This is a genomic window from Paraburkholderia bengalensis (assembly GCF_037126505.1).
In the GTDB taxonomy this organism is placed as follows: Bacteria; Pseudomonadota; Gammaproteobacteria; order Burkholderiales; family Burkholderiaceae; genus Paraburkholderia; species Paraburkholderia bengalensis.
In genome coordinates this window covers 53,767-74,273 of sequence record NZ_JACFYJ010000033.1, presented here as the reverse complement: position 1 = coordinate 74,273, position 20,507 = coordinate 53,767, and the positions used below count along the sequence as shown (strand labels likewise).

The following is a 20,507-nucleotide window of genomic DNA, read 5'->3' as shown; positions in this document are numbered from 1 at the left end:
GTCCCGCGAATGAATAGCGAACCCTGTAGCCAAAGAGATCACACACAATGAGCAACTACCTTCCCGTAATCGGCATCACGATGGGCGATGCGGCCGGCGTCGGCGCGGAAGTCGTCGTCAAGAGCCTCGCGCACGCATCCGTCTACGCGCAATGCCGTCCGCTCGTGATCGGCGACGCCAAGCGTCTTGCGCGGGCGAACGAGATCGTCGGCGGCGAGATGAAGATTCGCCGTATCGACGATGCCGCCGACGCGCGCTACGAGCAGGGCACGATCGACTGCATCGACCTCGGCCTGATACCTGACGATCTGCCGTTCGGCGAGCTGTCGGCTCTCGCGGGCGATGCGGCGTATCAGTACATCAAGCGCGCCGTCGAGCTCGCGCAGGCGGGCAAGATCGACGCGATCTGCACGGCGCCCCTGAACAAGGAAGCGCTGCACGCGGGCGGCCACAAATTTCCGGGCCATACGGAGATGCTTGCGCATCTGACGGGCGTCGACGAAGTGTCGATGATGCTCGTTGCGCCGCAACTGCGCGTGATTCACGTGACGACGCACATCGGCATCATCGACGCGATCCGCAAGATCGAGCCGGGTCTCGTGCAGCGGACCATCGAGCGCGGTCATGCGACGCTCGTGAAGGCGGGCATCGAACGTCCGCGCATCGGCGTGTGCGGGATCAATCCGCATGCGGGCGAAAACGGTCTGTTCGGTTACGGCGAAGAAGAAGAGAAGATCATTCCCGCTGTGAAGCTGCTGCAGGAACGCGGCCTCGACGTGACGGGCCCGCTGCCCGCCGATACGCTGTTTTTCCGCGCGGGCCGCGGCGACTTCGATCTGGTGGTCGCGATGTATCACGATCAGGGGCACGGTCCCGTCAAGGTGCTCGGTCTCGAAGCGGGTGTGAACGTGACGGTGGGGCTGGAGGTGATCCGCACATCCGTCGATCACGGCACGGCATTCGATATCGCGGGCAAGGGCGTGGTCGACGAAGGCAGCATGCTCGAAGCCCTGCGCCAGGGGGCGGAACTCGCGACGCGGCGGTGAGGGTTGCAGGCACGGCGGGCGCACGGAGCGTGGGACTCGCTGGTGTAATATCGAGCCCCCTTCACCCACTCCCGCAGACGTGAAAAAAACCACCGACCGTCATCAGGCGATACTCGACCTGGTCCGCACGCGCGATGCCAACGTCGAGGCATTGTGCGCCGCGCTGGGCGTGTCGGAAGCGACGATCCGCCGCGACCTGAACACGCTTGCGAAGCAGCGGCGTCTGGTGCGCACGTATGGTGGCGCGACGGCGCTCGTCGGCGTGCACGAGCCGGAAGCGTCGCTCGAAGAACGCAAGGCGGCGCAGCGCGAACAGAAGGATGCGATCGCGCTGGCGGCCGCCGGGCATGTGCGCGACGGCGACACGGTGCTGCTGGACGGCGGCACGACGTGCGCCGCGCTCGCATGGCATCTGTCGACGCGCGAATCACTGCACGTGGTCACCAACAATCTGCTCGCGGTGACGGCGCTCGCCAATGCGCCAGGCGTGCGGCTCACGCTGATCGGCGGCGAGTTGCGCGGGTCGAGCATGAGCACGCTCGGGCCGTTGGCCGAGCTGATCCTGAGCCGCCTGACCGTCGATTGCGCGTTTCTCGGCGCGGACGGCGTGGTGGCGGGATTCGGCCTGTGCGAAGCGTCGGCGCAGCAGGCGTATCTGAAGGAATGCATCGTCGCGCGGGCGGCCGAGATCATCGTGCTCGCCGATTCCGACAAGCTGGGCCGCGCGCGTCAGCAGCACTGGACGCCGCTGCAGCGCGACTGGCGGCTCATCACATCGTCTTCCGCAGATGAATCGCGGCTCGCGCCGTTTCGTGCGCTCGATGAAGTGACCGTCGAACTCGCGTCGTAATCCGCGCCGCGCGCGTCGGCCTCTACGTCATCACGTCTCGAAGCGGTTGCCCGCGTCGCGCAGCCGGCGCATGCCACTGTCGAGATGCGCCCGCGCGCTTTCCTTGTCGCCAAGCCGCATCTGCTCATACGCGCGCTGCGCGATCGCATGCGGCACCTGTTTGAGCGGCCGGTTAGCCTGCATCGCCTTGAGCTGCACTTCGGCGGCGCGCTCCAGATAGTACAGATCGTCCCACGCTTCGGCGATGCTCATGCCTGCCACCATCACGCCGTGATTCTTCAGAAACAGGATGTCCGCGTCGCCCATCGCCTGCGCGATGCGGTCACCCTCGGAGGCATCGAGCGCGAGCCCGTTGTAGTCCTCGTCGACAGCCGTGCGGCCGTAGAATTTCAGCGCCGTTTGTCCGAGCCACAAGAGGGGCGGCCCGTCGAGCAGGCACAGCGCCGTCGCGTTCGGCATGTGCGTGTGAAACGCGGCCTTCACGCGCGGCATCGCACGATGCACGCGCGCGTGGATATAGAACGCGGTCGCTTCGGGATGACCGGCGCCCTCGATCACATTGCCGTCGAAATCGCAGATCAGCAGACGCGATGCCGTGATCTCCGAAAACGCAAAGCCATACGGATTGACCAGGAACAGATCGTCATGCCCCGGCACGACAGCGGAGAAATGATTGCACACGCCTTCTTCGAAGCCGTGTTGCGCGGCGAGCTGAAAGCACGCAGCCAGTTCGATGCGGGCGGCGCGCACGGCGTCGGCATCGAGACCGGCGCGCGGCGACATAGACGTGGTCCTGACATTGAGCGTGTGAGCCATCACAGATCCTGTACGCAATTCACCAGCCGTTCGCCGCGAACAGCGGCGGCACCTGGTCGAGTGTCGAAAGCGTGGCGTCGGGCGTGTAGTCGGGCAGCAGCGTGCGCCCCGTGCCCCGATCGATCCACACGCAGCGAAAACCGATATCGCGCGCGGCCGCATGATCCAGATGCGGGCTCGCGCAGATATGCACGACATCGTCGCGCGATACGCGAAGCTGCTGATGAGCATAGTCGAAAAGCCGGCGATCGGGTTTATACGCGCCCGCCTGCTGCGCGGTGATCACGCGGTCGATGTAACCGCCCAGTTGCGCGACGTTGCCGGCAATCACGTCGTCGTCGGTGTTCGACACGATGCACAGCCGATAGCCCGCTTCCTTCAGCGCGCGCAACGTGCCCACCACTTCGGGAAAGGGCGGCATCGCCGAAATGCGGTCCGTGAGCAGGCGAATGTCGCCCGCGTCCGCATCCAGCTTGAATTCATGCAGCGCGATACGCAGCGCCTCGCCAGCGATGTCGCGAAACGAGCGATGCGGCGGCGTCTGTTCGAGGGCGTGCTCGTGCTTGTCATAGACGGCAAGGAACGCGCGCGGATCGATAGCGGCGGCGTGCTTGCTGGCGAGAATCGCCACGACGGCGTCGCGCAGTCCTTCGTCCCACTGAATCAGCGTGCCGTAGCAGTCGAACGTCAGCCATGACGGGCGCGGCGTGTTGTGGAGTGACATAGTCGTTCCTTTTTCGTGAGGCGTCGAGATGCAGCCCAGATTAGACAAGCCGCCGCATATTTGGAAATTAAATTAAAATGGCCTGCTCAGTGAAAATGCAAATATGGAGCGCCACCATGCTCGACCTCGACCTGCTGAAGACGCTCATTTGCGTCGTCGACGAAGGCAGCTTTACGCGAGCCGGCGACCGCGTGCATCGCACGCAGTCCACTGTCAGCCAGCAGGTGCGGCGGCTCGAGGAACTGGTCGGCCGCACGCTGCTCACGCGCGATCGCACGGGCAATCAGGTGACGGCGACCGAATATGGCGAACTGCTCGCGCAATATGCACGCCGGCTGATCGCGCTGTCGCAGGAAGCGCAGGACGCGCTCGCCAGCGACGTCTCGCGCACGCCCATCCGCATCGGCGTGCCGGAAGATTTCGACGCGCGGCGCATGGCCGCGATCCTGTCAGGCTTCGTCAAGGCGCGGCCCGACGCGCGGCTCGAAACGGTCGCGGGCATGAGCGCCGATCTGCATCGCAAGCTCGCGGGCGGCGAGATCGAGATTGCGCTCGTCAAGCGCGAGCCGGGCAGCGGGCCGTGTCTCGCGTCGTGGCCCGAGTCGCTCGTGTGGGTGCGCGGCCGTCAGGTCGAGGTGCCGCCCGAAGGCGGCGAGCCGATTCCCCTCGCGCTGTTTCCACAAGGCTGCGTGTATCGGAAGCGCGCGATCGGGAGCCTCGACCACACGCAGCGCAGCTGGCGTGTCGCGTTCGGCAGCCACAGCCTGACGGGCATCCAGGCGGCTGTCGCGAGCGGGCTCGGCATCACGGTGCTGCCCACGACCGCGGTGCTGCCGGAACACAGCGTGTGCTTCGATCTGCCGCGTCTGCCGCCGACGGAGCTGGCGCTCGTCAGCGGCGGCGGCGCGCTGAATGCGGTGCAAGCGGCGCTGGTGGACTTCCTGCGCGACGCCGTGGCCATCTAGTGCGCCTGTCCGCCTGGTTCGCCGCGCGGCGGCCCGCTACGTCGCGCGGCGCGGGAAGAAGCGGTTCTCCGGGCGCGGCAAGCCGAGATGATCGCGCAGCGTCGTGCCTTCGTACGCACGCCGGAAAATGCCGCGTCGTTGCAGTTCGGGCACGACCTTGTCGGCGAAATCGTCAAGACCGCCGGGCAGGTATGGAAACATCACATTGAAGCCGTCGGAGCCGCGCTCGGTCAGCCATTGCTCCATCTGATCGGCAATCGTCGCGGGCGTGCCGACCATCTCGAGGCCCGAGTAGCCGCCGATGCGCTGCGCGAGCTGGCGGATCGTCAGCTGCTCCGCGCGCGCCCAGTCGACCACGCGTTGCCGCGCGCTCTTGCTCGCGTTGCTTTCGGGAATCTCGGGCAGCGGCGAATCGGGATCGAGCTGCGACACGTCGTGGCCGAGCGCAATCGACAGCGAGGCGATGCCGCTGTCGTAGTGAACGAAGGTATCGAGCAGCGCGCGCTTTTCGCGCGCCTCGTCGAGCGTATCGCCGACCACGACGAACGCGCCCGGCAGAATCTTCAGATGGTCAGGGTCGCGGCCCGCGCGTTCGACTCGCGCTTTCACGTCCTCGTAGAACTGCTTGCCCACGGCGAGCGACGGCGGCGCGGCGAACACGGCGTCGGCCGTCTCCGCGGCGATCTGGCGTCCCGCTTCCGACGAGCCCGCCTGCACCACGACCGGCCAGCCCTGCACCGGGCGCGCGATGTTGAGCGGCCCGCGCACGGACAGGTGCTCGCCCTTGTGGCCGAGCACGTGCATGCGCTCAGGGTCGACGTAAATCCCGCTTTCGACGTCGCGGACAAAGGCGTCGTCGGCCCAGCTATCCCACAGGCCCGTGACGACCTCGTAGAACTCCCGCGCGCGGTGGTAGCGCTCGCCGTGCTCGACATGCTCGTCGAGCCCAAAATTGAGCGCCGCGTCGGGGTTCGACGTGGTCACGAGATTCCAGCCCGCGCGGCCGCCGCTCAGATGATCGAGCGACGCGAAACGCCGCGCGACGTGATAAGGCTCGTCGAATGTCGTCGACGACGTGGCGATCAGGCCGATGCGCTCCGTCACGGCCGACAGCGCGGACAGCAGCGTCAACGGCTCGAACGACGTGACGGTATGGCTGCGCTTGAGCGCGGCGGGCGGCATGTTGAGCACGGCCAGATGATCGGCCATGAAGAACGCGTCGAAGCACGCGCGTTCGAGTGTCTGCGCAAAACGCTTGAGGTGCGCGATGTTGAAGTTGGCATCGGGATAAGCGCCCGGATAGCGCCACGCGCCCGTATGCAAACTCACGGGACGCATGAACGCGCCAAGATGCAGCTGACGGGAACGGGTCATGGGGAAAGCCCTCGTCGAAGCGGTGAGCGAAATGCGGATCGAGCGAAACACGATACGACAAGCGCGTTTTTTCGGCAGGCGCGTTGCCATGCGCGATCGACGCGCCTGCACGGCTGCGCGGCGGGAATAAGCGTCATCTGCGCTGAAATCGATGCGAGACGTACCCAACTGTTCGCCAAATCCGCCTAATGACGGCGTCTGCTTGTTTTTGCACGTCCGCGCGTTTTATCCTGTCATGTTTGAAATTCGCAAGGGGATAGCATGGACCGCGTACAGGCAATGGAGGTGTTCACCCGTGTGGTCGATGCGAACAGCTTCACGCGCGCGGCCGAGCAGCTCGGCATGCCGCGCGCGACGGTGACCACGACCATCCAGAATCTCGAAGCGGTGCTGGGTGTGCGGCTGATGAACCGGACCACGCGGCGTCTGTCGCTCACGCCGGAGGGCGCGGCGTACTACGAGCACTGCATCCGCATCATTACCGACATCGCCGAAACGGACGCGAGTTTCCAGGCGGGCAACCGCAAGCCGAGCGGCGCGCTGCGCGTGCATATGCCGACCTCGCTCGGACGCCATCTGGTGATTCCGGCGTTGCAGAGCTTTCATCAGCGCTATCCCGACATCGCGCTCGATCTCGGCATGTCCGACCGGCCCGTGGACCCCGTCGAAGAGGGCATCGATTGCATGATCCGCGGCGGTCCGCTCGAAGACTCGTCGATGGTCGCGCGCAGGATCGGCATTCTCAAGCGCGTGACGTGCGCATCGCCCGACTATCTGCGGCGCTTTGGCGAACCGTCCAGCATCGACGACCTCGCTGCGCACCATGCGGTGAATTTTCGGGTCATGCATGGCGCGCGGCCAATGCCGTGGATCTTCCTCGTCGACGGCAAGGCGACCGAGGTGCGGATGGACGGCGTCGTCACCGTCAACGATTCGGAGGCGTACCTCACCTGCGGCCTCGAAGGCTTCGGGCTGATCCAGCCGATGCTGTTCATGGTCGCGCAGCAGCTGCGCGACGGCTCGCTGCGCGAAGTGCTGCCCGACTTCAAGCCGAAGCCCAAGCCGATTTCGATCGTCTATCCGAACAACCGGCATCTGTCGGCGAAGGTCCGCGTGTTCGCCGACTGGGTCGCGGAGCTGTTCGAATCGACGCCTTCGCTCGCGGGCGGCGAAGAGCGGCGCGCCGACGTGACGAAGCGCACAATGCAGCCGCAGATGCAACTGGATACCCCGCACGAAGCGCAGCCGAACCGCGGGCCGATCGCCGCGTAGCGTCGCGCGTGCGTCTGTCCTGTCGCCGCATGGACCTCAAGCAAATCCAGTACTTCATCGCGCTGTTCGAGGACGGCTCCGTGACGCGCGCGGCCAAGCGTCTGAACATCGTGCAACCCGCGCTCAGCATGCAGATCGCGAAGCTGGAAGCGGAAGTGGGGCGCCCGCTGTTCGAACGCGGTCCGCACGGCATGACACCCACCGACGCTGCGCGTCTGATGTATCGCCTCTACACGCCGATCATGCGCGACATCGAGCACGCGCGCGTGCAATTGAGCCGTCAGGACATGATCGTCACGGGCCGCGTGTCGCTCGGCATGGTGGCATCGGAGACGGAAAGCGTGCTCGCCGAGTCGCTCGCCCGGTTCAACGCGCTCTTTCCGCAAGTCGAGGTGTCGGTGGCCGACGGCTTCAGCGCGCAATTGATCGACGGCGTGCAGGCAGGGCGTCTCGATGCCGCAATCGTCAACAAGCCGCGCGGCCGGCTGTCGCTCGACATGCAGCCGCTGCTGGTCGAGGAGATGGTGTACACGATAGGCGCGAAATGCAACGTGCAATTGCCGCCGACCATCGACCTGTCGGCGCCGCCCGACGTGGAACTGGTGCTGCCGACGCGCCGCAACGGTCTGCGCGGCGCGCTCGATGCCGCGCTGCTGGCCGCCGACATCGTCATCAAGCCGACCTTCGAGATCGATCTGCTGAGCACCATCGTGCAGTTCGTCGAGCAGAGCTGCGTGGCGACGATCCTGCCGCGCGTCGTCGTGCAGCGCAAGGTCGACGAAGGCACGCTGCGCGCGCACCGCATCGCGAAGCCGCCCATTCTGCGGCACATCGTTCAGGTCTCGCACCCGAAGCGCCCCATTGGGCCCGTCGCGCAGGCGCTGATCGACATCATTGCCGACGAGATCCGGCAGGTCACGAAGAGCGCCGCCGACGCCTAGCGCGCGGCAGCGTTTTTTTCCCGCGTCAACCGTCGTTGCGCGCGGCGGGTTGATCGAGACGCCCGCGCGTCTCGGGCACGATGAACGCGCCGATCAGGAAGATCACGCTGATTGCGCCGACAAAGATCGCGAGCATGACGGGCAACTGGCTCGTTTCCTTCGCGACCAGCGACACGAACGTCGGCATCATGCCGCCGATCGCGAAGCCGATGTTCCATGACAGGCCCGTGCCTGTCGCGCGGATCGCCGTCGGGAAGCGTTCGTTGAGGAAGATCAGGATCGGCGCGTAGCCGGCGCTGCCCAGCGCGCTCAACAATACCGCGTAGATGCCGAGCGTCGTGAGGTTCTGCGCGGTCGGCAGCAGCAGGAACAGTCCCGGCAGCGCGACGAGGCGTATCAGCCCGAGCCACACGAAAGCCGTCTTGCGGCCGATGAATGTGCTCAGATGGCCCGCCGCCACCGACGCGATCACCACTGCGATGCTGCAGATCATCAGGATCGCAGCGGCCGCGCCGTTGGGCGCGTGGCTCACCACTTTCAGGAAGGTGGGCAGATAACCCGACGTCAGGTAATAGCCGCTGCCGCCGCCGATGGTGAGCAGCAGATTGACGAACAGGACCGAGCGGTAATCGCGCGAAAACAGCGTGCGCAGCGGCGAGCGGACGATCTCGACGGGCGCGTTGCGCTGCTCGACAGCGGCCTTGGCGGCTTTGGCGGCCTTCTCGGCAGCCAGCTTGCGCCACAACGGCGACTCTTCGAGGCTGTTGAAGACGAACAGGCCGAGCACCGAACTGATGATTCCCGTGAAGAACATGCAGCGCCAGCCCCACACCTCGAACGCATCGCCGGGAAAGAGCGACGACATCAACAGGAAGGTCAGCGATGCGAGCAGCGCGCCCATTCCCGCGCCGCCGCCGCCGATCAGACCCGACACCGCGCCGCGATATTTCGGCGCGACGGATTCGGTGCCGATGGTATGCGTCGACGCAACCACGCCGCCGACGAACACGCCCTGCACGAGCCGCAGCAGAAGAAACACGACGGGCGCGGCGAGGCCGATCTGATGCACGGTCGGCAGCAGGCCGAAAGTCGCCGTCGATATGCCGACGCCGACCACGGCGAAGATCATCGCGCCCTTGCGTCCGTGGCGGTCGGCATACGAGCCGAACAACGCGGAGCCTAGCGGGCGCATCAGCAGCGTGACCGCGAACGACGCGTAGACAGCCGCAAGCGACAGCATCGCGTGATCGGACGGAAAGAACAGCCGCCCGACGACTGGCGCGACGTACAACAGCACGAACAGGTCGAACAGATCGAGTGCCCAGCCGAGGCATGAAGCGAACACTGCGCCCATCACCTGCCGCTGATCGATAGCGGGCACGGCGGCGCCATTTTGCGCTGCTACGGACATCATTCATCTCCTTGAATGGATGCCGGTCTGCTCTCCCGACCAGTCCGGCAAGATTGGCACCTGTTGCTGGCGTGCTCTGATTGGCGTTAATAAAACGGTTCGTCGATATTCCTGATCTGTGCGCGCCCGCCGGCGGCAGGCGCGTCTTCATGCAGCGTCGCTACGTCGAGACAAGCGGCGCCGCGTGTGCTGCGCCGCTTGCGCGTCGCTGCGTCACCATCGCGTCGGCAATCTTCTCGGCGATCATGATGGTGGGAATGTTGGTGTTGGCCGACGGCAAGCGCGGCATCAGCGATGCGTCGACCACGCGCAGCCCGCGCGCGCCATGCACGCGGCCTTGCGTATCCGTCACGCTGTCGGGCAGGCAGGCGTCGCCCATCCGGCACGTGCCGCTCGCGTGCCACACGCCGAACACGTTCGCGCGGATAAACTCCGCGAGCGCGCGCTCGTCGGCGAGCAGCGCGGACATGCGCTGGCCGCGCGTGAAAAATCGCTGGATCAGCGCGCGCCGCAGCGGCGCGGGCGTATCGAGCAGCACGCCGAGCATCGACGTCAGCCACGCATTGCCGCGTCCGACGCGGCTCAATGCCTTCACGCGCGGTGAAAACGCGGCGGGAAAGAAGTCCCGCGCATCGCTGCCAAGCCCGGTCGAGCCGATCACGCGCGCCAGCATCCGCACGCCTGCCGCGAGCCGTTCGAGGTCGCGCGGATCGTCGAGCAGATTCAGTTCGACGCGCGGCGCAACCGCCGCATCGGGCGATGCGAGCTGCACGCGGCCTCGCGAATGAGGCCGGTTGCACCAGAGAAAGAACAGCCCCAGCCGGTTGCCGAGCGCGTGCCATGCGGCGCGCGTCGCGCTCGACAGATACAGGTCCGACGCTTCGCCGTCCACGCCCGAACTCATGCGCGCCGCGACCATGCTCGCGCGCCGCCGCGACAGCGGCATGCGAAAGCGCGGGGCGAGAAAATGGCAGAACGTGAGCGACGGATGATCCTGCAGATTGCGTCCGACGCCGGGCAGATCGATCCGGCACCCGATGCCGAGCGCTTCGAGTTCCTGCCGCGAACCGATGCCGGCACGCAGCAGCATCGCAGGCGATTGCAGCGCGCCCGCGCTCAGAATGACTTCATCGGCTTCGAACGTGACGCGCTCGCCGCTGGGCGCGATGGCCACGACGCCCTGCGCAGCCGCGCCGTCCATCACGATGCGCTCCACGCGCATGCCGGCGAAGATGCGCAAGTTGCCGCGCTTGCGGGTCGCTTCGTCGAGATAGGCGGCCGCGGTCGACACGCGCCTGTCGTCGAGATTCGAAAACGCGCCGGGAAAAAAGCCGTCGTCGAACTCGGCGTTCTGGTCGTGCAGCATCGCCAGCCCTTGCGCGCGCAAGCCTTGCGCAAACGCGTGGCAAAAGGGCGGCCAGTCTTCCGGCATGATCCGGCGAATCGGCACGAACCCGTCGCGCCCGTGCAGTTCGCTGTCGGGGAAATTCACATCGCGTTCGAGCTTGCGGAACCACGGCAGCACGTCGTTCCAGCTCCAGCCCGCCGCGCCGTTTTGCGCCCATTCGTCGTAGTCGCGCGGCAAGCCGCGATTGGCCGATTGCACGTTGATGCTCGACCCGCCGCCCATCACCTTGCCTTGCTCATAGACGCGCGCGGGCGCGCCGCGCGTCGCCTGCGCCTTCAGCTCGGGCCAGATGTACGCGTCGCCGCAGAACACGGGCATCGGATAGCTGTCGAGAATCTCGCTGGGCACGTCGCCCGGCGGCGTATCGACGCCCGCTTCGATCAACGCGACGCGCAGCGACGGCACGGCCGACAGCCGATGCGCAAGCACGCATCCCGCCGATCCGCCACCGACGATCACGTAATCGAAGCGTTCCATGAACGGTCTCCAGACCTTTGTCGTGTGTTTGTGTTAGCGACCGCGAAAGACGGGCTTGCGCTTGCCGTGAAACGCTTCGACGCCTTCGCGGAAATCGTCGGAGGTGCGCAGGCGGCTGTAGCAGTGGCCTTCGAGTTCGATCGCGATCGACAGCGGTGCATCTTCCGTGTCGTTGAGCAGCTTCTTCGCGGTGCGCTGCGCGAGCGGCGAGAACGCGCGCAACTCGTCGACGAGCGCATCCGTCGTCGCTTCCAGTTCGGCATCGGCGACGCATTCGACAGCGATGCCCCAGTCGTACGCCTGCTTGCCGGGAATGCGGCGCGAGCGCATCACGATATCTTTCGTGCGGCCGATGCCGACCATCTGCTGCAGGCGCGCAGAGCCGCCAGAGCCGGGAATCTGGCCGAGCTTCTGTTCGGGCAGCGCGTAGTACGTGGTCTCCGTGGCGATGCGGAAATCGCACGCGAGCGACAACTCGAAGCCCACGCCGAAGCAGAAGCCGCGGTTGGCGGCAATCACCGGCTTCGAGCAGCGCGCGGGCGCCGCGATGTTCCAGGCGAGCTTCGACACATGTTCCGGCGACGCTTCGAGAAAGCCCTTGATATCGCCGCCGCTCGAAAAGTGCTCGCCCTTGGCGCGCACGACGATCACGCGCACGCGATCGTCTTCGTCGAGCGCTTCGAATGCGGCGCGCAACTGGTCGCGCGCGTGCATCGAAATCACGTTGAACGGCGGGCGGTCCAGCACGATATCGGCGCGTTCGCGCTGCGAGTCGATCTCGACCGAAAAGCCGTCGAGCTTCTCAAGCAGCGTCTGGCCGCGATGGGTCAGGTCAGTCATGGGTGTTACTCCTTGGTGATTTCAATGTGTTGAGCCAACGGTTCGGTGCGTTCGAGCGGGCCGCGTTCGTCGCGCTGATAGTCGCCTGCCTGCAGCTTGCGGCGCAGAATCTTGCCGACGGGCGACTTCGGAATGTCGTCGACGAACACGTAGTCGCGCGGACGCTTGAAGTTGACGAGATCGGAGGCGCGGCACCACGCATCGAGCGTGTTGCCGTCGACGTACTCGCGCCGTTTGACGAACGCGACCACGCGCTGGCCCCAGCGGTCGTCCTTCACACCCGCAACGGCGACTTCGTCGACGCACGGATGCAGCGACAGCACCGACTCGATATCGACGGGTGAGATGTTTTCGCCGCCGCTGATGATCATGTCGTCGACGCGGCCCGATACGTAGAGGTCGCCGTCTTCGTCGAAGAAGCCGGTGTCGCCCGTGAAGTACCAGCCGTCGCGCAGCGATTTCGCGTTCGCATCGGGGCGGTTCCAGTAGCCTTCGAATGCCTCGTCGCCGAGCAGGTCCGCGATGATCTGGCCTTCTTCGTGGACGGCGGCGATGTCGTCGGGCGAACGGGCGTCGAGCTTTACGACGCGCAGCCGCGTGTTGATGCCCGCGCGTCCGGCGCTGCCGGGCTTTTTCGTCGCGTGCTGGTCGATGCTGAACGTGTAGACCTCAGATGAGCCGTAGTGATTGACGAACAACTCCGGCTCGAACGCCGCACTCAGCCGCTTGAGCAGGCCGTCGTTCATCGGCGCGCCCGCAAAGCCGAGCTTCGTGACGGAAGACGTATCCGTGTCGGCGAATGCGCGATCGGCGAGCAGATCGTGATAGAGCGTGGGCACGAGGTACAGGCAGCTCAGCTTGTATTGCGCGATGGCATCGAGTGCGATGCGCGTGCTCCAGCGGCGCACGCAGACGAACAGGCCATCGACGAGCGCCATCGACAGCAACGAGCGCACGCCCATCGTGTGATAGAGCGGCATCACGCCGAGCGTGCGTTCGCCGTGCCGGTAGAGGTTTTGCGCAACATGCGCGAGCGCCGCCGCACGTTCGTGTCGATGCCGGCGCGGCACGCCTTTCGCTTTGCCTGTCGTGCCCGACGTATAGAGGATCAGCGAGTAGTCGTCGGCGGTGGCTTGAGGCTGCGTTTGCACCGCTTGGTTGCCGGCGCGGCCTGTTAGCGCGTCGATGCTCGCGGTGCCCGCGGGCGCGTCGTCCAGCGCGATGCGCGGCACGTGTTGCGCAGCCGGGCTTTGCAGCACGGCCTCGGCGCTCACGGGCTCGTAGACGATCGCCTTCACGTTCGCGTCGCTCACGCAGTAATCGAGTTCGTCGGGCTTCGCGCGCCAGTTCAGCGGCACCATGACGATGCCCGCAAACTGGCAGGCCCAGTGCAGCGTCGCCATTTCCCAGCGGTTTTGCAGCACGACGAGGAGCCGGTCGCCGCGCGCGAGACCGAGTTCGCGCAGGCCGTCGGCCGTTTGCAGGATGAGCGTGTGCCATTGCGCGTAGGTGACGCGAAACTCGCCGTCGACGAGCGCGAGCGCGTGCGGACTGCGCTCGACGCTTTGCAGGAACGTGCGGCCGAGATCAAGCATGTTCGGCCTCCGCGTTCGTAAGCGGCTCGCGGCGCCGCGCGGCGCAGTCGAGCACGGCAGCGACGATGGGCGTATAGCCCGTACAGCGGCAGATGTGCCCCGACAGCATCTCGCGCACCTGTTCTTCCGTTGGGTCGGGCACGCGCTGCAGAAAGTCCGCGCACGACATCAGGATGCCCGCCGTGCAGAAGCCGCATTGCAGCGCGTGGTGACGCGCGAAAGCCTGTTGCAGATCGCCGAGCGTCTGCGCGGGCGCGAGCCCTTCGACGGTATCGACGCGGCGGCCGTCGGCCTGCACCGCGAGCATCAGGCACGAGCGCGCTGCGACGCCGTCGATCTGCACGGTGCAGGCACCGCAGACGCCATGCTCGCAGCCGACATGCGTGCCCGTCGCGCCGAGTTCGTGACGCAGGAAATCCGATAGCAGCTCGCGGGTTTCGCAATGGCCGCTGCGTTCGCGGCCATTGAGCGTCAGCGTGACGGCGTGCTGCTCGCCGTGCTGCATCAGATAGGGTGTGGACTTGCTCACTTCGCCTCCTCGATCACCCGCCATCCGAGTTCTCGCACCAGATGACGGCGGTACTTCGCGCTGATATGCACATCGTCTTGCGCGCCCAGTTTCCAGCTCAAATCGTTCAACGCGCCGCGCAGGTCGTCGCCTTGCAGGCGCGGCCAACTTTCGACCTTCGGCCTGTCCGCCACGCCGCCCACGGCGATGCGTATCGTGTCGTCCGTGACGACGGCCGCGCATGCGACCATCGCGAAGTCACCGTGACGCGCCGAGCATTCCGCGAAGCCGTAACGCTCGCCTTGCTGCTTCAGCGGGAAACGCACGGCTTCGACCAGTTCGTCGGGTGCGCGGGCCGTCATCAGCATTCCCTGAAAGAAGTCGCTGGCGGGCAGCACGCGCCGCTTCTTCTTCGAGCGCAGCAGCACGTCGCCGCCGAGCGCGGTCAGCACGAGCGGAATCTCCGCGCTTGGGTCGGCATGCGCGACCGATCCGCACACCGTGCCGCGATTGCGGATCTGGAAGTGCGAGATATGCGGAAAGGCGAGTGCGAGCAGCGGGACTTCGTCGCGCAGCGTCGCGCGCCATTCGACGCTGCCTTGCGTCGCCGCCGCGCCGACGACGAGACGCTGCGCGTCGCCATCAGTGCGCACCGTGTCCAGTCGTCGGTGCGCGAGATCGTCGACGAGCACGCGCGGCTGCGCGAGCCGCATGTTCAGCACGGCCACGAGCGACTGACCGCCCGCCAATACGCGTGCGTCCTCGCCCGCTTGCGCGAGCATGTCGAGCGCGTCTTGCGTGTGCATCGCGCGCACGTAATCGAATGCGGCGGGCTTCATGCGTGTCTCCTGAAATGCGCGAGCAGACGCTGGGCCAGGCGCGCGAGCCGCGAGCCGCCGCCCGTCGCGACGGATTCGCCCGCCGCCTGGCGTCCCAGCGATTCGAATAGTTGCCGCAGCACGACCTTCGCCGCGCCCTCGAGCATGCGTGCGCCGACGGCGGCAACCTTGCCCGACACCTGCGCTTCGTAGTCGTACGACAGACGCGTGCCTGTGCCCGTCGGCGTGAGTTCGACGAGGCCGTTGCCGCGCGCGCTGCCAAGCGGCGACATGCCCGCGCCGGCAAGACGCAGCCGGTGCGGCGCGTCGATATCCGACAAGCCGATGCGCGCCTCGAAGCGCGCCTTGATCATGCCCACGCCGACGGTCACGTCCGCGCGATACTGGTTCGGCCCCGTCGCTTCGAGCGCGTGGCAGCCGGGAATCACCTTGGCGAGCGCGGTCGGATCGAGCAGCACGGCGAACACGGCTTCGGGCGTCGCGGGCAGATCGACGGTGCCTTGCGCGGTGAGCGCGCGTCCGCCGCCGGGCGCCGCGGGCTTCGAGGCGGCGGCTTCGCGGTACTCGGGCCGCGACGGCTCGGGATCATCGATGCCGATCAGCGCCATCACTTTCGACGGTGTGAGCGGCAAGCGGATATCGTCGACACCGAGCGCATCGGCGACGGCATTTGCGATGCACGGGGGCGTGCTCATGTTGTTGCCTTCGCCGAGTCCCTTCGCGCCGAGCGGCGTGAAAGGCGAGGGCGTTTCCAGATGCACGATGACGGGATCGGGCACTTCGCAGGTGGTCGGCATCAGATAGTCGGCCAGCGTGCCCGACTGGAAGCTGCCGTCCGCGCCATAGCGAAATTCTTCGAGCAGCGCCGCGCCGAGCCCTTGTGCAAACGCGCCGCGAATCTGGCCGTCGGCGAGCGCGGGGTTCAGCAGCGTGCCCGCGTCGTGTGCCGTCACGTAGCGGTCGATCCGCACGTGGCCCGTCGCGCGATCGATTTCAACGCCGCACATGTCGAACGCAAAACCATAGGCCGCCGACGTGTTGATGCGATCCTGCTCGTCGGGCGCATCCATGTGCGGCGGCGACCAGAACACCGTTTCGCGCAAGCCTGGCTCTTCGCCTTCGGGCAACAGCGCGGGCGCCCAATGCGGCGCATTGCTCGCGGCGCGCGCGAATGGCAGCGCGCGTTCTTCTTCGCCTTTGCGGAAGATGCGCGCGCCTTCGAAGCGCACGTCGTCGGGCGCGCATTGCCATTGCGCGCGACGATGCGCGCGAGCTTGTCGCGCACGCGCACCGCGGCCAGATGCACGGTACCCGCGACCGCGCCTGCGAAACGGCTCGAATAGTTGCCTGACGCAACGGACCACGCATCTTTGTGCGTATCGAACTCGACGTTGACGACGATGTCTTTCGGATCGAGGCCGAGCACATCGGCGACCACTTGCGCGCACACGGTCATGTGACCTTGGCCTGCGGGCGTCGACGCGATCGTTACCACCACGCCGCCGAGCAGGTCGACGCTGACGGTCGCGCTGGCGATGGCGCCGTTCTTGGCGCCGGCTTTCTTGCGTGCTTCGGCGGGCATCACGGTGGTGATGTAGCCCATGTTCGACACGGACGGCTCGACGATGGCCGCGAAGCCGATCCCATAGAGCCGGCCCGCGCGGCGCGCGGCGTCGCGGCGCGCGACGAGTTCGTCGTAGCCGCCGTCGGCCAGCGAGCGCCGCAACGCTTCCTGATAGTTGCCCGAGTCAAGCAGCGCGCCGGCTGCCGCGCGATACGGAAACGCGTCGGCGGGGACGAAGTTGCGGCGGTACACGTCGAGCACGTCGAGCTTCAATTCGATGGCGATGCGCTGCACCAGCCGTTCCAGCGCGAAATACACCTGCGGGCCGCCGAAGCCGCGCACGAGTCCCGTCGGCGTCTTGTTGGTCAGCACGACGCGGTTGCGCACGAGCAGGTTGGGAATGGCGTAGGCCCCCGTGAGGCAGCCGTGCATCCGGTAGAACGTCGCGGGTTCCGGCGCGCGCAGATAGCCGCCGCAGTCTTCGAGCTGATCGTACGAAAGCGCGGTGATGCGGCCATCGTCTTCGACGGCGGCCTCGATTGTCGACAGGCGCGCCGTCGCCGACGTCGCCGCGCTCAGATGTTCGAGCCGGTCCTCGACCCATTTCACGGGCGCATTCGCCTTGCGCGACGCGAGGCACATCAGCACGACGTACGGAAACACGGCCTGCTTCACGCCGAAGCTGCCGCCCGAATCGCGCGGCGCCTTGTGACGCAGCCGGTTCGCGGGCACGTTCAGCGCCATGGCCATGACGGCGTGCAGCGAGAACGGGCCCATGAAATTCGACGTCACGTCGTAGCCTTCGTCGCCGGAAAGATATTCGGCGATCACCACGCCGCATTCGATCGGCGCACACGTGTTGCGCGGATAGTGCGCGACCAGCTTCACGCGATGCGGCGCGCGCTCGAATGCCTGCTCGGGCTCGCCGTAGCGGAAGTGCCGGTCGCTGATCACGTTGGTGCCGACGCGCTCGTGCAGCACGGGCGCATCGTCGCGCATCGACGCGTCAATCGACGTGACGGGATCGAGCAGCGTGTAGTCGACCTTGATCAGGTCGAGCGCGTCTTCGGCGAGCGCGCGCGACTCCGCCATTACGACGGCGACGGGTTCGCCGACATAACGCACGCGGTCCATCGCGAGCGCCCATTGCTCCATCGGCGATTTCACGCCGACCACGAATGGCCGCGACCATGGGCGCAGGTCGTCGCGGGTCAGCACGGCGCGCACGCCGGGCAGCTTCAGCGCGGCGCTCGCGTCGATCGAAACGAGTTCGGCGTGCGCGTGCGGCGAGCGCAGCACGGCAGCGTGCAGCGTACCCGGCTTCACGGCGATGTCGTCGCCATAACGGCCGCGCCCGGTGAGGATGGCGGGGTCTTCGAGCCGCTGCATCGGACGGCCGACGTGTTTCGCCGTGCGCGCCTGCGCGTGGTCGCTCGCGTCGGGGATAGCAGGCGCAACGGCCTCGACCAGATTCGTGTCGCGCTGGTTCATCGGCCTGCTCCCTCTTCGTCGCGGCGGCCTGCGAACGAGTCGGCGAGGCCGCTCCAGCGCTTCGCGATCTCGCGATGCTCGATGGCGAATAAATCGAGAATGCGGCCGACCGTGTGATCGACGACGTCTTCGATCGTCTGCGGATGCGCGTAGAACGCGGGCACGGGCGGCATCACGATCGCGCCCATTTCGGTGGCGAGCGTCATGTTGCGCAGATGCGCGAGGTTCAGGGGCGTTTCGCGCGCGACGAGCACGAGGCGGCGGCGTTCCTTCAGCATCACGTCGGCGGCGCGCGTGAGCAGGTTGTCGGCGAAACCGTTGGCGATGCCCGCCAGCGTTTTCATCGAGCACGGCACGACCACCATGCCCGCCGTGAGGAACGAGCCGCTCGCGACGGTCGCGCCGATATCGCGCACGTTGTGCGTCACATCGGCGAGTCCTTCGAGATCGCTGCGCGTGAGGCCGAGTTCCTGCGCGGCCGTGACGGCGCCCGACGCCGACACGATCAGATGGGTTTCGTGCGTGCCGAGCCGGCGCAGCGCAGCGAGCAGCCGCACGCCGATCATCGCGCCGCTTGCACCCGATATGCCGACGACGATGCGCGGCTTGCTGGCGGCGTGTTCAGTCATGGTTGCGTCCCAGCCACGCGTCGAAGGCCGCATTGTCGGCGGCGACGAGGGCGTTCAGATCGACCTTGTCTTCACCCGGAATGCGCACGCGCGTGAACACGTGCGCCGGATAGACGACAGGGCGCGTCGCGTCGAGGCCCATCTTCGTGCTGATACCTTGCAGATGAGGAGGCGCATCGTCGGGCTGGCCCACCGTCGTCGACGGATCGAGGGGCGAGCCTTGCGCGCCGCCGATCACGACGAGATCGCGATCGGCCTGGAAACGCGTGGCGATGGCCCATTCGATTTCGGCGGGATCATGCACGTCCACATCCGTATCGACGACGACCACCTGCTTGATGTCGTAGTGCGCGCCGAACGCGCACAGAATCACGTTTTTCGCTTCGCCTTCGCGCTTTTTGTCGAGTTGCACCCACAGGTGATAGCGGCACACGCCGCCCACGGACAGATGCACGTCCTTCACGCCGGGATGGCTGCGTTGCAGATGCGCGAGCAGCGTCGCTTCGCGGGGAATCGCGCCGAGCAGCAGATGCTCCATTTCGGCGGGAACGATCGTATGGAAGATGGGGTTGTGCCGATGCGTGACGGCCGTCACCTCGATCACTTCGCGTGCTTCCCGCGCGCTGTAGTACTTCGGAAATTCGCCGAACGGACCTTCGGGCTCGCGCACGTCGGGCAGAATGCGTCCTTCGATCACGATCTCCGCGAAGGCGGGCACGTGCACGCCATTCGTCACGCACTGCGCGACGGGCAGCGGCGCGCCGTGCAAGGCGCCCGCGATCTCCAGCTCGTCGTGATCGATGGGCGTGATGGCTTGCGACGCCAGCATCGTCAGCGGATCGACGCCGATCGCGACGGCAACGTCGAGCGCGTCACCAGCGGCTTCGGCCGCCTTCTGGAACGCATGCAGATGGCGCGGCAACAGCAGGATCGCCATGCGGTCGCGGCCGTGCACCTGAATGCGGTTGATCGACACGTTCTGCACGCCCGTTCGCGGGTTGCGCGCAATCACGAGTCCTGCCGTGATGTACGGGCCGTTGTCGTGCTCGCTGTGAGTGGGAATGGGCAGCAGGGCGTGCAGATCGATGCCGCTGGTGTGAACGACCTGCTGACAGGGCGCTTCGCTGCGCGCGACCAGCCGCGACGCGACGGGCGCATCGGCGGCATCGCGAAAGCGCGCGAGCAAGCCGTGTTCCTTGACACCCAGCGCTTCGGCAATCCACGCGCGCTTCGACATGAAGCCGCTGACTACGGGGACGTCGCGCCCGCCCGGTTGCGTGAAAAACGCGGCTTGCGTGCCGTCGAGCCGCTTCGCGACGGCGGCCAGCTCATGCTCCAGTGCGACGGGCTGCTCGATCGTCGCGAGGCGCCCGCTGCGCGCGAGATGCGCGAGCCATCCGCGCAGCGTCAGCGCACCCGAAGGCTCGGCCCATGCACGTTCCTGCGAAGAAAGGGAACGGGGAAAGGCGCCGTGTGTTGCGGCGTCGCGAGTATTCATTTGCGTCTCCATCCATGTGCTCCGGCGCTGCGTTCCCGAGAAACGGAATCGCGACGGTATGGATGCAAGCGTAGCGACAACACGGTATAAGTTCTAATACTGATTTTTGATGCTTTGAATCATCGTTGCTGATATCCGTGTTAGCCCCGATGACGTCCGCCTGACCGGGCGATATCAATACGCACGCAGGACTCGCCCTGTGCGCAAGGCGGTCACCTGCGCCCGTCTGCCCGGTCTGCCGGGCCTTGCCTGATGACGT

The 20,507-nt window shown here is 66.4% G+C and carries 16 protein-coding genes and 1 pseudogene; 5 read left to right on the top strand and 12 right to left on the bottom strand.

All coding sequences use genetic code 11. From position 1 onward, the window contains the following. Positions 1 to 47 precede the first annotated feature (47 nt). Both pdxA and H3V53_RS20355 read left to right on the top strand, forming a co-directional pair. Positions 48 to 1,046 carry a 4-hydroxythreonine-4-phosphate dehydrogenase PdxA gene (pdxA, locus tag H3V53_RS20360; RefSeq protein ID WP_054921458.1) on the top strand — a complete coding sequence of 333 codons (999 nt, stop codon included), beginning with the start codon at positions 48 to 50 and terminating at the stop codon, positions 1,044 to 1,046. A gap of 79 nt (positions 1,047 to 1,125) precedes the next feature. Beyond that, positions 1,126 to 1,896, top strand: a complete 771-nt coding sequence (locus H3V53_RS20355) for a DeoR/GlpR family DNA-binding transcription regulator (RefSeq protein ID WP_336599494.1) — start codon at positions 1,126 to 1,128, stop codon at positions 1,894 to 1,896. Positions 1,897 to 1,926: 30 nt separating this feature from the next. Here H3V53_RS20355 and H3V53_RS20350 read toward each other — a convergent pair whose 3' ends face one another. Beyond that, the gene (locus H3V53_RS20350; protein WP_336599493.1) at positions 1,927 to 2,712 is read right to left on the bottom strand and encodes an aldolase; all 786 of its coding nucleotides are present in this window, start codon (positions 2,710 to 2,712) and stop codon (positions 1,927 to 1,929) included. Between the two features lie 19 nt (positions 2,713 to 2,731). Beyond that, complete coding sequence (locus H3V53_RS20345; protein WP_336599492.1) at positions 2,732 to 3,436, bottom strand: haloacid dehalogenase type II; 705 nt, start codon at positions 3,434 to 3,436, stop codon at positions 2,732 to 2,734. 116 nt (positions 3,437 to 3,552) lie between these two features. On the opposite strand from H3V53_RS20345, the gene H3V53_RS20340 reads away from it, so the two are divergent. Further along, positions 3,553 to 4,401: a LysR substrate-binding domain-containing protein gene (locus tag H3V53_RS20340; protein WP_054921541.1), complete on the top strand. Its 849-nt coding sequence runs from the start codon at positions 3,553 to 3,555 to the stop codon at positions 4,399 to 4,401. 36 nt (positions 4,402 to 4,437) lie between these two features. Here the strand turns inward: H3V53_RS20340 and H3V53_RS20335 are convergent, their stop codons facing one another. Further along, complete coding sequence (locus tag H3V53_RS20335; RefSeq protein ID WP_054921464.1) at positions 4,438 to 5,775, bottom strand: NtaA/DmoA family FMN-dependent monooxygenase; 1,338 nt, start codon at positions 5,773 to 5,775, stop codon at positions 4,438 to 4,440. A 261-nt stretch (positions 5,776 to 6,036) separates the two neighbouring features. On the opposite strand from H3V53_RS20335, the gene H3V53_RS20330 reads away from it, so the two are divergent. Both H3V53_RS20330 and H3V53_RS20325 read left to right on the top strand, forming a co-directional pair. After that, positions 6,037 to 7,047, top strand: coding sequence for a LysR family transcriptional regulator (locus tag H3V53_RS20330; RefSeq protein WP_336599491.1), 1,011 nt, complete (start codon positions 6,037 to 6,039; stop codon positions 7,045 to 7,047). Between the two features lie 29 nt (positions 7,048 to 7,076). Next, positions 7,077 to 7,988: a LysR family transcriptional regulator gene (locus H3V53_RS20325; RefSeq protein WP_336599490.1), complete on the top strand. Its 912-nt coding sequence runs from the start codon at positions 7,077 to 7,079 to the stop codon at positions 7,986 to 7,988. A gap of 25 nt (positions 7,989 to 8,013) precedes the next feature. Here the strand turns inward: H3V53_RS20325 and H3V53_RS20320 are convergent, their stop codons facing one another. From H3V53_RS20320 to H3V53_RS20280, 9 genes and pseudogenes are all read right to left on the bottom strand, one after another. Further along, positions 8,014 to 9,399 (bottom strand): MFS transporter, encoded by a 1,386-nt coding sequence (locus H3V53_RS20320; RefSeq protein ID WP_336599501.1) that lies wholly within the window; start codon positions 9,397 to 9,399, stop codon positions 8,014 to 8,016. Positions 9,400 to 9,559: 160 nt separating this feature from the next. After that, on the bottom strand, positions 9,560 to 11,284 hold the full coding sequence (locus tag H3V53_RS20315; RefSeq protein WP_336599489.1) for a GMC family oxidoreductase: 1,725 nt from the start codon (positions 11,282 to 11,284) through the stop codon (positions 9,560 to 9,562). A gap of 33 nt (positions 11,285 to 11,317) precedes the next feature. Then, positions 11,318 to 12,124: an enoyl-CoA hydratase/isomerase family protein gene (locus tag H3V53_RS20310; protein WP_336599488.1), complete on the bottom strand. Its 807-nt coding sequence runs from the start codon at positions 12,122 to 12,124 to the stop codon at positions 11,318 to 11,320. A 5-nt stretch (positions 12,125 to 12,129) separates the two neighbouring features. After that, on the bottom strand, positions 12,130 to 13,719 hold the full coding sequence (locus H3V53_RS20305) for an AMP-binding protein (RefSeq protein WP_336599487.1): 1,590 nt from the start codon (positions 13,717 to 13,719) through the stop codon (positions 12,130 to 12,132). Further along, positions 13,712 to 14,248, bottom strand: a complete 537-nt coding sequence (locus H3V53_RS20300; protein ID WP_336599486.1) for a (2Fe-2S)-binding protein — start codon at positions 14,246 to 14,248, stop codon at positions 13,712 to 13,714. Before H3V53_RS20300 ends, H3V53_RS20305 begins: the two co-directional genes overlap by 8 nt. Beyond that, positions 14,245 to 15,066, bottom strand: a complete 822-nt coding sequence (locus H3V53_RS20295; protein WP_336599485.1) for an FAD binding domain-containing protein — start codon at positions 15,064 to 15,066, stop codon at positions 14,245 to 14,247. Before H3V53_RS20295 ends, H3V53_RS20300 begins: the two co-directional genes overlap by 4 nt. Continuing rightward, a pseudogene (locus H3V53_RS20290) lies at positions 15,063 to 18,121 on the bottom strand (xanthine dehydrogenase family protein molybdopterin-binding subunit). The gene H3V53_RS20295 and the pseudogene H3V53_RS20290 overlap by 4 nt, the downstream one beginning before the upstream one ends. After that, entirely contained in the window at positions 18,118 to 18,750 is a 633-nt protein-coding gene (locus tag H3V53_RS20285; RefSeq protein ID WP_336599484.1) for a UbiX family flavin prenyltransferase, read from the bottom strand. The pseudogene H3V53_RS20290 and the gene H3V53_RS20285 overlap by 4 nt, the downstream one beginning before the upstream one ends. After that, the gene (locus H3V53_RS20280; protein WP_336599483.1) at positions 18,743 to 20,248 is read right to left on the bottom strand and encodes a UbiD family decarboxylase; all 1,506 of its coding nucleotides are present in this window, start codon (positions 20,246 to 20,248) and stop codon (positions 18,743 to 18,745) included. The genes H3V53_RS20285 and H3V53_RS20280 overlap by 8 nt, the downstream gene beginning before the upstream one ends. Between the last annotated feature and the right edge of the window lie 259 nt (positions 20,249 to 20,507).